At 66.2% G+C, this 14148-nt stretch carries 6 protein-coding genes; 1 reads left to right on the top strand and 5 read right to left on the bottom strand.

The window, feature by feature from the left end; genetic code table 11:
• Positions 1 to 17 precede the first annotated feature (17 nt).
• Positions 18 to 515, bottom strand: a complete 498-nt coding sequence (gene rpsP, locus OVO38_RS05160) for a 30S ribosomal protein S16 (protein ID WP_267207919.1) — start codon at positions 513 to 515, stop codon at positions 18 to 20.
• Between the two features lie 357 nt (positions 516 to 872).
• Between rpsP and OVO38_RS05155 the strand changes: the two genes are divergently transcribed.
• Positions 873 to 3185 carry an acyltransferase family protein gene (locus OVO38_RS05155; protein WP_267207918.1) on the top strand — a complete coding sequence of 771 codons (2313 nt, stop codon included), beginning with the start codon at positions 873 to 875 and terminating at the stop codon, positions 3183 to 3185.
• A gap of 27 nt (positions 3186 to 3212) precedes the next feature.
• Here OVO38_RS05155 and OVO38_RS05150 read toward each other — a convergent pair whose 3' ends face one another.
• The 4 genes from OVO38_RS05150 to smc form a co-directional block, all read right to left on the bottom strand.
• Positions 3213 to 7244 (bottom strand): hypothetical protein, encoded by a 4032-nt coding sequence (locus OVO38_RS05150; RefSeq protein WP_267207917.1) that lies wholly within the window; start codon positions 7242 to 7244, stop codon positions 3213 to 3215.
• A 46-nt stretch (positions 7245 to 7290) separates the two neighbouring features.
• Positions 7291 to 8922, bottom strand: coding sequence for a signal recognition particle protein (ffh, locus tag OVO38_RS05145; protein WP_267207916.1), 1632 nt, complete (start codon positions 8920 to 8922; stop codon positions 7291 to 7293).
• Positions 8923 to 9042: 120 nt separating this feature from the next.
• Positions 9043 to 10632, bottom strand: a complete 1590-nt coding sequence (gene ftsY, locus OVO38_RS05140) for a signal recognition particle-docking protein FtsY (protein ID WP_267207915.1) — start codon at positions 10630 to 10632, stop codon at positions 9043 to 9045.
• A 46-nt stretch (positions 10633 to 10678) separates the two neighbouring features.
• Positions 10679 to 14122, bottom strand: coding sequence for a chromosome segregation protein SMC (gene smc, locus OVO38_RS05135; RefSeq protein WP_267207914.1), 3444 nt, complete (start codon positions 14120 to 14122; stop codon positions 10679 to 10681).
• Positions 14123 to 14148: the final 26 nt, after the last annotated feature.

The raw sequence follows: 14148 nt of genomic DNA, 5'->3' as shown, positions 1-14148 counted from the left end.
TGCAATGCGAGAGACGCTTAGTTCTCCTCGGACTCCTCAGCCTTCTCCTCGGATTCAGCCTTCTCCGCAGCCTCGGCGGCGGCAGCGGCCTCAGCCTCGGCAGCAGCCTTGGCTTCCTCCTCTTCCTTCGCCTTCTTGCGCTTCTCGGTGATGGCCTCGGCGGTCGGGCCGTTGTTGGCCTCTTCGAGCGCCTCGTTGAACAGCTCGAGCTTGGTCTTCTTCTCCGGAGCGACCTTCAGGGTGCCCTCGGCGCCCTCTTCGCCCTTGTGCTTCTGCCAGTCACCGGTGACCTTCAGCAGAGCGAGGACCGGCTCGGTCGGCTGCGCGCCGACGCCCAGCCAGTACTGAGCACGCTCGGAGTCGATGCGGATGAGCGACGGCTCTTCCTTCGGGTGGTAGATGCCGATGTTCTCGATGACGCGCCCGTCACGACGGGTGCGGGAGTCAGCGATGACAACACGGTACTGTGCGTTGCGGATCTTACCCACACGCTGCAGCTTGATCTTGACAGCCATGAAAAACTTCCTTTTCGGTCACTGGGCAGTGCAGACACCCGCCACTTGTCGGCGAGCCGGTTCAACCCTTCTTCTTTACCCTGCGCGTGACTGGCCGGCCGACCGCCGCGCTCCCGACCTTCCGGGGCGCGGACCAGACGGGTCCGGCGCGTACGCAGATTGTGCTGTCCCCTGGGGCGGCAAACCACCAGGCAACCCCACTTACATTACCCGGTTGAGTCACATACACCAAAACGAAGTACCACGCCCAACGGGGCCAAGTTTTTTCAAATCGGGCAGTTGAGCCGGTAATGTCTTCAGCGAATTGAACCGGATAGTACCAAAATTTTCATGATGTTGTAGGGGTTTTACGGGCTTATGGGCGAAGGAACGGCGCAGCAGTCACTTACGGCGCGGCAGGCGCAGCAGTCTCCTGGCGCGCACCCCCGCCCGCGCCCCTCGTCCTACCGCGTGGACATCGACGGCCTTCGCGGATACGCAATTGCGCTCGTCGTGCTCTTCCACGTCTTCGTCGGCCGCGTATCCGGCGGCGTGGACGTGTTCCTCCTGCTCTCCGGCTACTTCTTCCTGGGCGGCCAGCTGCGCTACGCACTGCGCCCGAACCCCAACCTCAATCCATGGTGGCCGCTCTGGCGAACCATTCGTAGGTTGGTCCCTGCGCTCGTCGTCGTCATTCTGGCGGTGCTTATCGCGGTGCATTACCTCACCCCGGAGCTCATGAGCGACGAGCTCGCGGCCCAGTTCACCGCGTCGATGCTCTACTACCAGAACTGGGAGCTCATGGCGCAGGACGCGGACTACGCGGCCGCCAGCCAGGACACGTCGCCACTGCAGCATTTGTGGTCCATGGCGGTCCAGGGCCAGTTCTATCTCTTTGGCATCCTCTTCGGCACGCTCGTCGCTGTCTTGATTACCAAGTGCAAGCTGCCACGCACGCTCGCCCGCCGCGGCGCCGTGATCGTGCTCGCGCTCATCACCGTCGCCTCCTTCGCGTGGGCGTCCCGCTTCGGGTTTATCGGCACCGGCGCGAACTACTACTCCACGTTCTCCCGCGCCTGGGAGCTCTCGCTCGGCGCGCTCCTCGCGTTCGTCCCGCGTTCGCGCTTCTTCCCGCAACGCATCGCCTGGTTGACGTCGGCGCTTGGCGTCGTGTGCATCACGATTACGGGCGCCGTGGTTGCCAATTCGCTCGCGTTCCCGGGCCCGGTCGCGCTGCTCCCCCTCGTAGGCGCCGCGCTGGTGATCCTCAGCGGCAACGACAACCCGATTTCCGCGGTCCTCGCGTCCAAGCCGATGACCTGGCTGGGTGGCATCGCCTACTCGCTGTACCTCTGGCACTGGCCACTGCTCATCATCGTCACCGTCATCGGCGGCTTTGGCACCCCGCCGGCCTGGGTGGGCACGATCGTCATCATCGTGTCCCTCGCCCTCGCGCACGTCACCCACGAGCTGCTTGAAGAGCCACTCCGCCAGCACCGGAAGCGCCCGACCGCCACGGACACTCCGCTTCTCGACGCCCGCAGGTCACTCCGCACCCCCGCCGGTGCGGCCCGCGCCGTCGGAGGCGTGGTTGTCACTTGCTTAGTCGCCGCTACTTTTACAATCCAACCGCTGTGGAACCAGAAGGTCGAGGAAGCGGAAAAGCCGCTCAATGAAACCTTTTACCCCGGCGCCTTGGCCCTGGCGGGAGTGAACGTTCCAGACGTGCCCCCGCAGCCGGACCCGAACCTCATCGCCGGTGTCTACCCGCCCGCCGGTACCGACGGCTGCATGGTGTTCCAGAACCAGGACGCGGACACCATGCCGCGCCCTGACTGCGTGTACGGCGACCCGGAGGCGAACACGACGGTGGTCATGGTGGGCGGCTCCCACATCGAGCCGTACGTGATCCCCCTTGACCGCCTGGGCAAGGAACACGGGTTCAAGGTGATCCCGTACGTCCGTCAGACGTGCCCGCTCATCCTGGACGCCGCGGAGAGCGGCGAGCTCGTCTCCCAGGTCTGCCAGGAGTGGAGCGTCAACGCGTTCAACGAAATTGTCAACCTGGACCCGGATCTGGTGGTCTCCACCTCGACGCGCCCGGAAGGCCACGCGGGAGACGTGACGGTGTCCGTGGACCATGTCCCGGACTCCTACCTCAACCTATGGGACGAGCTCGCCGCCAACAACCTTCCCTTCTTGGGATTCCGCGACAATCCGTGGATCTTCGACATTTTCGGGGAGATCATGGACCCGAACATCTGCGTTGTCAGTGGTCACACCGAGGAAGAGTGCTCCATGGCCACCAAGGACGTCTACGCCCCCGTCGACCCGGCTGCCGAGTACCTCGACGGCTCGCGCAACCAGTTCAGTGTGGACACCGCCGGGTGGTTCTGCGACGCCGAACTGTGCCGCCCCCAGATCGGCAATGTGTACGTCTACCGCGACCAGAACCACATTTCGAACGCGTACATGGCCACGCTGACGCCGCTGGTGTGGCAGGAGCTGCGCCGAGTCTTTGACACGCTGGACATCACCTACACGCAGCCCGAGCCGGGGCAAGACGGCGAGGGAGTAGCAGGCGCGCCACCCACGGAGTACGTCATCCCGCCGCTGTTCCCCGATCCGAACGCGCACGTCCCCGCCGGCGACGGGGAGGCACCGGAGGTGCCGATGCTGGGACGCGAGTAGGCGTCGATAAGCAGCCCGCTCGGGACGTTAGCGCACTTTGCGACGCTTCCACCCGAGCGCCACAAACGCCTGGCGATCGCCCGCAACGTAATGCTCGGCGAGCGCGAGGGCCTCGGCGAGGCTGCTCGTCTTGCGCTGGAAGTTCTCAATCTGCCCGAAGTCGTGGCCCCACCCGACCACGAACCGGCTGCGAAGCGCGCCGCAGTCATTGATCACCAGGACGTAGTCGCCCTCCACCGCGGAATCCATTACCTGGATGAAGTCGCCCTTTGTGGGCAACTCCACCCGGCGCAGCGCGTCCAGGTTATCCGGGTCGAGAGACACGGGCTCGAAGAGGTTTGACTGCATCTGGAAGCGGGAAGGCGCATCCGGTGCCCGCGTGGCACTGTGCCACTGGGCCGCTTCGACCACCGCAGCCGGCGACCGCGCCATTGTGGCGTAGAGGTGCAGCACGTCCGGTTCCGCGAGTCCCTCGACCGAGTACACAATGCTGCCTGGGATTTCGTACGTGGCCGAATAGCCGCCCGGGGCCTCACGGATGGTGAGCCAGTAGTACTGCAGGTCTGGCTCCGCACGGCCCGAGTCGAGCGTGATGCTGGCCGCGACCACGAGCTCGTCCGCGCGGGACAAAAGCTGCAACCCCTGCGCGAACGCGGGAACGGTGGCGTCGACCCAGAACTGGACGATCGTGTTGTTCGCGCCGAGCGTCAATCCGCTGAACGGCGTCTCCTCGCCTCCGGTGGCGTTGTAGAAGACGTGCGCCCCGTTGAGCACGACCGAGACCCCATACTGGGGCGCAAGGCGCACGATGTCCGCGAGGACTCCGTCGAGCGCGGCCTTGGGCACCCACGCACGCGTCATCGCGCGAAGCCCGACCTCGTTGCCGGCGCGCCCGCGGATCGCACCGGGTGCAGAATGTGCTTGCTGCAGCTCGGAGAAGAAGGCCTTGAGCTCGGCGGGTGCGTCCTCGGCGGTGTCCGCGTGCATCCGGTGGAAGTGCCGGACCGATGCATCGGTCCATGCCTGGGCTCGCTGCGGGAGGATCATGGCAGAGATCTCCGTGAGCTCGTTGTCCCACAGCGACCGTGTTCGAACCGGGGCGTCCTGGCCGAAGAGCGCTTCTGCCTGCGCGTCGTCCGCCGTCAGGTAGGTGTGGACGAACGCCACCAGGTCGGCGCCGCTGGAAAACTCACGGGTCACAGTTGAAAACGGTGCGGTTTCCAGCGTGGCTACCCATCGGCCGTTGCCGGCGCGCCCGTATTCCAGGGCGCCACCTGGGCCGTCGTGGAGCCGCACGAGTGTGCCCTCCGGCAGATTGAGCACCGCGTCGAGCCGACGCAGAGGGAGCTCGCTGCGCTCCCGAGCGCTCGTGGCAAAGTGGGCGTCTGCCGGCGTGGCCTCGCCCCATTCGAGGTAGCCGAGCAGCGGGCTCCGGTCCGCAAACGCCAGGAGCAGCTCCCTTACCTGGGAGTAGCCTGCCACCCGGCTGGTGAGGAAACGATACTGTCCGGCATCTTCCCCGTCCACGTGGCGCCAGCGGAGGGTCCACGTGCCGTCGGCGTCAAGGCGTGCGGCCATCGCTTCCGGGCCCTCGGCGTACACCTCGACCCACGCGCCGATGGGGTCGGGCGCACGCAGCACGTCCTCAAAGGCCACATCAATAGTGCGCTCGCACACCTGCTGCCACAGGGTACCGATGCAATTGCGAAGCCCCGCGAAGCCGACCTCGTGCATTTCCACCCCGGTTCCGTTGACCAGCAACCCGGAGTCGGCCTGAAACACCAGGGCGCGATGCTGAAATGCTAGGTCGACGACACGGTTCAACACCTGGGGATCGTCCATCTGCGCATCAATGGTGAGCACGCGCTGCGCCTTCACGTCGTGCCCCAGCAGGTGTGCAAGCGCACCCGCGAGTCCCTCCATCGATGGGTCCGGTTCCTCGAACTGCTCCTGGTCCGCGAAAAACTCCTGCACGTGCCGATGATGGTGTGCGAGCACGCTGGTCGTTGGACGGAGCACGTACAGGCGTTCCGGCGCCCCGTACGGTTGCCCGCCTGGCGCCCCTTCGTCCCCCACGTTCCAGTCAAGTGCGCACATGAGCTCCCGGTTGTCCTCCACGTACATCCGGAAGACTTCGTACGCTCGGTCGAGGTCGCGGGTGAGCACGTGCCCGCGCTCGACGGCGCCATTGTTGTACCCCCACTCCACCCGGTACCAGCCATGGGCATCGTGGCGGAACACGCGGCAATAGTCCTCGGGGCTACGGTTGTCAGTAACTCCGATCCAGTCGCCGACGCCTGCTGCAGCAAACGCCTCCTGGTAGGTTGCCAACGCCTCGTCGCTGTACAACGTCGTCGAGTCACCGGAGTTGGAGCCGAGCATGTACGGACGCCGCGGCAAGGCCAAGTCTGCGGTCTGCACGGAGTCCCAATGCACTGAGTCAATAATGTCGTGCGGAGACTCCGCGGCGTTCACGAACACGACCGCGACTTCGTATTGCGAAAGTCCGGCGACGGCCCGCATGCTCCAACCGGGCCCGAAGGCCTTCAGCAGAAACGAGCCATGATCCGCGTCCTGGGGGATGGCGAGGAGCACCAGCCGCTGGTCGGGACGCTCGAGCGACTCGACGGTCAGTCGCAGCTGCCAATGGCTGAAGTGCACCATCAACGCTTCCATAAAGGCAGCCGGTGACACCGACACCCACCGATTCACGCACCTGTCGCCGTCGAACAGCTCAAGTGTGCACCGCACGTCGCCTCCAGCTGTGGCTCCCGAGGGGTTGACCAACACATGTGCACCGTCAAGCACCAGCGACACCCCGTAGCGCTGCGCGAGGTTGCCCAGCCGGTCGAGAGTCCGCAGCGAGCCGCGCCGGCGGACGGAAATCGTCGATAAGGCACGCGCCTCCACGCTGCTTTGCTCAAGCGCGAGCGAATGCGGCGCCTGCTGATTCACCTGCGCAATGAATGCCGCCATCGCCCCCTCTGCCGCGCCGTTGTGCGCGTCCCGCACGCGGTGCATCTCGCGTATCGACGAGTTCGCCCACCTCGCCGCGCGTTCCGGAAGCTCCATCGCCGTCACAGTGAGGGTGGAGGGCAATCCCATGTCAGACGACTCCGGGAAGAACTCAAGCAACGCCCCAAGCTCGTTGTTCACGTAGGCTTCCGCAACCTCGAGAAGTTCGCCGGCGGTATCGAAAGTGCGGGTCATCCCGCCGTTCAAGGCGTGGCGCATCGTCGCGCGCCACTGCCCGTCGCGGTCCCGCCCAAATTCCAAAGAGAAATTGAGCCGGTCGTGCAGGCGCACCATGACGCCCGCCGGCAGGTCGCGGATCGCCCCGAACCGGCGCAGCCTGTACTGGGAGCGTTGCACAAGGTCGCAGGTATAAAGACGCGGGACGAAGTCGACGTTGGTCCACTCGTACTCGCTGAGGGTCGGGCAATGATCCGCAAACGCGAGCAGGACGGCGCGGGCTTCCTCGTAGGTCGCAACCGTCAGGGTCCGAAGATCGGAGTTGTCCTCACGAACGGTCCACACGATTGTGAAACGGCCGTTGTCCAGGAGGTGCATGCGCATCCGGACACCAAACTCGGCGGTGCTATCGCCGAAGTTGTGCACTTGCACCCAGGTGTCCATGTCGGACGGTGCTCGAAGTGCATCCTCAAACGCGCGGTCCAGAGTGTGCTCGCTCACCTGGCACCAGACTGTTGCGATCGAGTTTGTCACCGCCGAGATTTCGGCGGTCGCACCATAGACGCCACTGGCGTCGATGTACAGATCCGATTCCCCGATAAACGCCGAAACGCGGTGCTTTAAGCACACGAAAAAGAGGAAATTCAGTGAGTGGGCATCGAGACCGTTCACCGACGCGGTGATGAGGCGAGTCGGCGCAAACTCCTGCCGCAGCCCACGCGAAAGATCGCGCGCAAACGCCTCCATCTCTGGATCGGGGAGCTGGCGCAGCGCGTCAACGTCCACACCCTTGAGAACCTTCGCCAGTTGGTCGAAGCGAGACGTGACGACGCTATTTGTTCGCAGGAAGTGGAATGGGAACTCCATACCACACAACCTACAGTGATATAGCGCACACCGCAGGGGGCGAGTGTTACTTCTTCTTCCCCATGCGCTTCATCGCTTCGCCGAAGTCGAGGTTGTCCAGGTCCATGCCGTCCATCCCCGGAGGCAGCTGCTCCTGCAGCTTCTTTAGCTCCTTCATGTCCGGCATGCCGCCGCCCATGCCTGGCATCGCGGGCATCCCCGGCATCCCTGGCATCCCGCCGCCACCACGGCGCTTCGGCGGCTTACGCTTGCCATTCTTGCCCTTGCGGCCCTTCGGCTTCTTCTTGGTTGCCGAGCGGCCACCCGGCATCCCCGGCATACCGGGCATGCCGCCACCCATGCCAAACTGGCCGGCCATCTTGCCCATCATCTTCTTCGCCTCAAAGAAGCGCTCCACCAGCTGGTTCACGTCGGAGACCTCGACACCGGAGCCCTTGGCGATGCGCTTGCGTCGTGAAGCATTGAGGATCTTCGGGTCCTCGCGCTCCGCCGGCGTCATGCCGCGGATGATGGCCTGGATGCGGTCGAGCTGCTTCTCGTCCACCATGTCGGCCATCTGGTTCATCTGCTTGCCGCCCGGCATCATCTTCAGCAGGTTGCCAATCGGACCCATGCGCCGGATCATGAGCAGCTGGTTGAGGAAGTCCTCGAGTGTAAGCTCGCCGGAAGCCAACTTGGACGCCGCTTCCTCGGCGTCCTTCTCGTTGTAGGTCTGCTCGGCCTGCTCGATCAGCGAGAGCAGGTCGCCCATGCCGAGGATGCGGCTGGACATGCGGTCCGGGTGGAAGACATCAAAGTCGTCGAGCTTTTCGCCTGTCGACGCGAACAGGATCGGCTTACCGGTCACCTCGCGGATCGACAGCGCGGCACCACCTCGGGCGTCGCCGTCCAGCTTGGTCAGGACCACGCCGGTGAAGTCGACGCCGTCAGCGAAGGCCTGCGCGGTGCTCACCGCGTCTTGGCCGATCATCGCGTCGATGACGAAGAGGACTTCGTCCGGGCTCACCGCGTCGCGGATGTTGCGCGCCTGCGTCATCAGCGTCTCGTCGATGCCCAGGCGACCCGCGGTATCGATAATGACCACGTCGTGCTTGGTCTGCTTCGCGTACTCGATACCCTGCTGCGCAACCGCGACCGGGTCGCCGTGGGAGGACCCCATCTCGTGCTCGTAGGAGTCGATGGACGTACCCGGATCCGGCGCAAAGGTCTGCACGCCGGCGCGCTCGCCGACGATCTGCAGCTGCTGGACAGCGCCCGGTCGCTGCAGGTCACACGCCACCAGCATCGGGGTGTGTCCCTGCTTCGAGAGGTGGTTGGCCAGCTTACCGGCGAGCGTGGTCTTACCCGCGCCCTGGAGGCCCGCGAGCATGATGACGGTCGGCGGATTCTTCGCCAAGTTCAGGCGGCGGGTCTCCCCGCCGAGGATCGAGGTGAGCTCCTCATCAACGATCTTGACAACCTGCTGCGCTGGGTTGAGCGCCTCGGACACGTCCGCACCGAGCGCGCGCTCCTTCACCCGCTTGATAAAGGCCTTGACGACGGTCAGGGAGACGTCCGCCTCGAGCAGGGCGAGGCGAATCTCACGCGTGGTCGCCTTAATGTCGTCCTCGGTGAGCTTGCCTTTTCCGCGCAAGCCACCGAGGGCATCTTGGAGGCGGTCGGACAGTGACTCGAACACGTCAGTACTCCTGTTCGCTTCGTCGATAAGCGTGCTAAAAGCGCTTGCTAAAAATGAACTCGTTCTAGCCTAGTGCCTGGGCGCGAAAGCCCAGAACTCAGCCGGTCTAGCCCAGCAGGTCTAGCCCAGCAGCGCGTCGACGAAGCTTTCCACCTCGAACGGCGCGAGGTCGTCCGCGCCCTCGCCCAGGCCGACGAGCTTGACGGGCACGCCGAGCTCCTCCTGGACCTGGAAAACGATGCCACCCTTCGCCGTACCGTCGAGCTTGGTCAAGACGACGCCGGTGATGTCAACGACCTCGCGGAACACGCGCGCCTGCGCAATACCGTTCTGGCCGACGGTGGCGTCGAGCACGAGCAGCACCTCGTCGACGTTGCTCTTCTTCTCCACCACGCGCTTGACCTTGCCCAGCTGGTCCATGAGGTCGGTGGAGGTGTGCAGGCGGCCGGCGGTGTCAATGAGCACCACGTCCGCGCCCTCCTGCACGCCGGTCGCGACCGCGTCGAAGGCGACGGACGCCGGGTCCGCGCCCTCCTTACCGCGCACGGTCGAGGCGCCGACGCGGCGGCCCCAGGTCTCCAGCTGGTCGGCAGCGGCGGCGCGGAACGTATCGGCTGCGCCGAGCACCACGGAGTGGCCCATGGACACGAGCACGCGCGCAAGCTTGCCGGTGGTGGTGGTCTTGCCGGTGCCGTTCACGCCGGCGACCAGGATGACGGCGGGCTTGCCCTCATTCGGCATCGCCTTGATAGAGCGGTCCATGTCCGGACGCGCGGCCTCGATGAGCGTCTCGCGCAGCATCGCGCGGGCCTCAGCCTCCGTGGACACGCCGCGCTCCGCGATCTTCTCGCGCAGATTCTCGGTGACACGCAGGGTCAGATTGGTGCCGAGGTCCGCCATGATCAGCGTGTCCTCGATCTCCTCCCACGCGTCCTCGTCGAGGTCGCCGGCAGTGAGGATCCCGAGCAAGCCCTGCCCGATCGCGTTCTGCGAACGCGACAAGCGCCCGCGCAGCTTGCCAATGCGCCCGGCAGCAGGCTCGATCTCGTCGAGCTCTTCCGCGGGGGCATCATGCTTCTCGACGACCACCTCATCACTCGGCTCAGCACCCGCTTCACGCGCAGCGCCGGCGCTCTCGGCGGTCACAGCAGCGGCTTCGGCGGCCTCGGTGGCTTCGGTCTCCTGCTCGGTGGGCGCGATGTCCTCCGGGGCCACGACGGTCTCGGAGGCCTCCGGCTCGTCAGTGTTCAGCACGACCGTCTCGTCGGTGTCGCTGGAGTCGCTGGGATTGCTGGTGTCGCGGTCGGCGGCTTCCACCGGCGCCTCGTTCTGTGCGGGCTCCTCAACCGGCTCCGCAACCGGATCCTCCACCGGCTCCGCGACAGGCTCCTCAACCGGCTCCGGAATGGGAGCCGCTGCAGCCTTCGGCTCTTCCTTGGCTACTGGGGCCACGGGCTCGTCGCGAAGCACTGGCTCCTTGACCGGCTCCTTCGCAGGTGCGTCGGGGGCGGCGGCGGGCGCAAAATTGAAACCACCCTTGGCCTGGTAATTGCCGGATTTCTCCTGCTGGGTGAGTTCCTTCGGCTCCTCCGTCTTTTCAAAGGAGACGGTCTTTTCTTCTTTCCTGCGGCGCCCGACCACGACGATGCCCACGATGATGAGGACAACGACGATGATCGCGACGATGATCCACAGTAGTGGCGAGTTCATTACTAGTTCCATATCCATGGCACCCATAGTGCCAGGCGCGGCGGAGCTAGTCAGCCGCAGGCTGCATTCGCTGCGACAGGACGCGCGTCACGCCGTCGCCGCGCATGGTCACGCCGTAGAGCACGTTCGCCACATCCATGGTCGGCTTCTGGTGCGTGATCACGATCAGCTGCGAGTCCTCCCGCAGCTCCTTGAGCAGGGCGATGAGGCGGCGAAGGTTGACGTCATCAAGCGCTGCCTCGACCTCATCCAGCACGTAGAACGGGCTGGGGCGAGCGCGGAAGATGGCCACCAAGAACGCGAGCGCGGTGAGCGACTTCTCGCCGCCGGAGAGCAAGGACAGGCGCTTAACCTTCTTGCCCGGCGGGCGCGCCTCGATCTCAATTCCGGTGGCGAGCATGTCGTCAGGCTCGGTGAGCACGAGCCGCGCCTCGCCGCCCGGGAACAGGGTGTGGAAGACGCGCGGGAACTCGTCCTCGACGTCTTTCCACGCATCGGTGAAAAGTTGCAGGATCTGCGCGTCGACGTCGTTGATCACGCCGGTGAGATCCTCGCGCGCCTTGATCACGTCATCCAGCTGCGTGGACAGGAACGAGTAGCGCTCCTCGAGCGCCTTGAACTCCTCGAGCGCCAGCGGGTTCACCTTGCCCAGCGCGCGCAGATCCTTCTCGGCTTGCTTCAGCCGCGCCTGTTCGGCGGCCTCATCGAAATCCTCTCCCGGGGTGTAATCGCGCAGGAGGTCCGGGATGGCAACGCCGAGGGACTCGGTGATCTTCTTCTCGGCTTCGTCGATACGCACCTGCGCCTGCGACTGCGCAATCTCCGAATTGTGCGCGCTGTCGGTGAGCCGCTTGAGCTGCTGCCGGGCCGCCGAGACCTGGCTGCGGGCCTGCTGCAGTCGCGCCTGCAGCTTGACGACGCTCCCCTGCCACCGGTCGCGCTCCTCCGCCGCACGGGACAACGCGTCCTGGATCCGGGCGATCAGGTCGCGGCCCTGCTCGGAGACGGTGCGGGCGAGCTCCGCCTGCGCGCGACGCTTCTGCATCGCCGCGTCGTGGCGTGCCTTCGCCTGCTTCTCGTGCTCCGCCTGCCGGCGCAGGGCGTCGCCGCGCCCCGCGCGCTGCTCCGCCGCGGCCTGCGCGGACCGGGAGGCGAGCGTGGCCTCCATCTCCATCGCCTTGACCTGGTTCAGTTCCTGCTGCGCCGAGTCGCGCTGGGCGGACGACGGCTCCTCGCTGGGTGTGTCCTCATCGTTGACGCGGGCAAGCCGGTCACGAGTCTGCGCCAAGTCCTCGCGGCGGGCGGCGAGTCGGGCCTCTGCCTCCGTGGCGCGCTGCGCAGCACGCTCATGTTCGTGTTTGTTGGCCTGCCACTGCTTTTCCAGCCGCTCGTGGTCGCGCTGCTGGCGCTCGGACTCCGCGTCGTATTCGCGCAGCGCCGCCTTCGCGCTCGCGGCGGTCACGCGCGCGTCCTCCGCGGCCAGCTTCGCGCCCTCCAACGTGCCCGAGAGCTCCTCGAGTTGGGCCTGGGCCACGTCGAGTTCCTCGCGGGCGCGTTCGATCTGGGCACTCACTTCCACCGAGGTGGTGGCACCTGTGCCGGCGGCGACCCAACCCTCGCCGACAACGACGCCGTCGCGCGTAACGGCGCGAAGCCGGGGGTCGTCGTCCACCAGCTGGCGGGCGGTGGGGAGGTCGTCGGTGAGTGCGACGTCGACAAGCAAACGCGTCACCGGCCCCAGCACCGAGGCGTCGATGCGCAGGTGGTCGAGGAGCCAGTCCACCGGGGATTCCGCGTCGAGGCGCCACGCGCTGCCGCCGCTGCGGTCGATCACCACGGTGCGGGCCGCATCCGCGAGGCGCTCGACCGTTTCTGCGGTGACGTCGCCGACCAATGCCTCCGCGTACTGGCCGAGCGCGGCGGACAGCGCCCGGTCCACGCCCGGTTCCGCGGTGACCAGCCCCGCGAGCGGCGCCGCCTCGCTGACGATCTCCGCTGCCGGCTGCTTCGGCGCCTGCTCCTGCAGCGTGGAGATGCGCGATTCCAGAGTGAACACGGCCCGCTCGCGCTCGCGCTGCTGGGCGCGCAGTTGCTCGAGGCGCTTGTCGGCGGCGTCGGACTCCGTGTAGGCGCGCACATGGGCCTCGTCCAGCGGGGCGCGCTGCGTATCCACGTTCGCTACCTGCTCGGCGGCCTCGCGAGCCTCCTTCTCCGCCGCGCGGGCGCGGGTGCGCGTCTCCTCGAGCAGCTCGGTCAGCCGCGCCACGTCCTCCTCGGCCGCAGTGATCGCGCTCTGCTGCGATTCCTCCTGCGCGAGCAGCCTCACCACACCTTCGCGCCGGTCCGCGATCGCGCGCACCTGCGCCATGTGCTCGCGCTCGGCGGCGTCGAACGCTTCCTGTTTCTCCGCGACCTCCTCGCGCAGCGTCTCGAGCCTCTCGGCGGCCTCCTCCGCAGCTTCGAGCGCCTCGGCGTAGTCCTCGTCGGCGAATGCTGCGCGGCGCAGCAGCTCCTCCGGGTCTTGGCCCGCGTAGGGCACCTGCGCGCCCGCGTTCTGTGCGCGCTCGGAGGCGATGCGGACTGTCGCATTGGCACGCTCCGCCAGGGTGGACAGCGTGAACCACACCTGCTGGGCCTGCTCCGCCTGCGGCTGCGCCTCCTCCTGCTCGAACTCGATCTCCGCCTGCGTCTGCTCCGCTTCTTCCAGTGCGGCAGTCGCGGTCTCGACCTGCTCGGCGAGGAGTTCGGCGGCGCGGGTGGCGTCGAGAAGCGTGCTGCGCAGCGTCACCACCTGGTGGCCAGCGAGCGACATGCGGGCCTCGCGCAACGTGGACTGCACGGTGGCGGCACGCTTCGCGGCCTCAGCCTGGCGGGCCAGCGGCTTGAGCTGTTTGCCCAGCTCCTCGGTCAGGTCGGTAAGGCGGTCGAGGTTCGCCTGCATGCCGGTGAGCTTGCGCTGCGCCTTCTCCTTGCGGCGCCGGTGCTTGAGCACCCCCGCCGCTTCCTCGATATAGGCGCGGCGCTCCTCGGGGCGCGACTCCAGGATTTCGGAGAGCTTGCCCTGGCCGACGATGATGTGCATCTCGCGGCCGATGCCGGAATCCGACAGCAGCTCCTGGATGTCCATCAGCCGGGCCTTGGACCCGTTGATCTCGTACTCGGACGCGCCGTCGCGGAACATGCGGCGCGTAATCGCCACCTCGGTGTACTCGATGGGCAGGTGCTTGTCCGAGTTATCAAAGGTGAGGGTGACTTCCGCGCGGCCGAGCGGCTTGCGGTCACCGGCACCGGCGAAGATCACGTCCTGCATCTTCCCGCCGCGCAGGTTCTTCGCGCCCTGCTCCCCCATCACCCACGCGAGCGCGTCCACGACGTTCGACTTGCCGGAGCCGTTCGGCCCCACCACGGCGCAAATTCCGGGCTCGAATTTCATCGTGGTCGCTGAAGCGAAGGACTTGAATCCTTTGAGCGTCAGCGATTTCAGGTGCATTGGCGTCAGTGTACCTGCCCGGGCCG

Origin of the sequence: Corynebacterium sp. Marseille-P8863 (assembly GCF_946902955.1) — a bacterium.
GTDB lineage: Bacteria > Actinomycetota > Actinomycetes > Mycobacteriales > Mycobacteriaceae > Corynebacterium > Corynebacterium gottingense.
This window is presented reverse-complemented; position numbering and strand designations above follow the sequence as displayed.

Coding starts and splice junctions, on each gene's coding strand:
- ftsY (WP_267207915.1), bottom strand. CDS start 10,632: ATGAACTCGCCACTACTGTGGATCATCGTCGCGATCATCGTCGTTGTC.
- OVO38_RS05150 (WP_267207917.1), bottom strand. CDS start 7,244: ATGGAGTTCCCATTCCACTTCCTGCGAACAAATAGCGTCGTCACGTCT.
- OVO38_RS05155 (WP_267207918.1), top strand. CDS start 873: ATGGGCGAAGGAACGGCGCAGCAGTCACTTACGGCGCGGCAGGCGCAG.
- smc (WP_267207914.1), bottom strand. CDS start 14,122: ATGCACCTGAAATCGCTGACGCTCAAAGGATTCAAGTCCTTCGCTTCA.
- rpsP (WP_267207919.1), bottom strand. CDS start 515: ATGGCTGTCAAGATCAAGCTGCAGCGTGTGGGTAAGATCCGCAACGCA.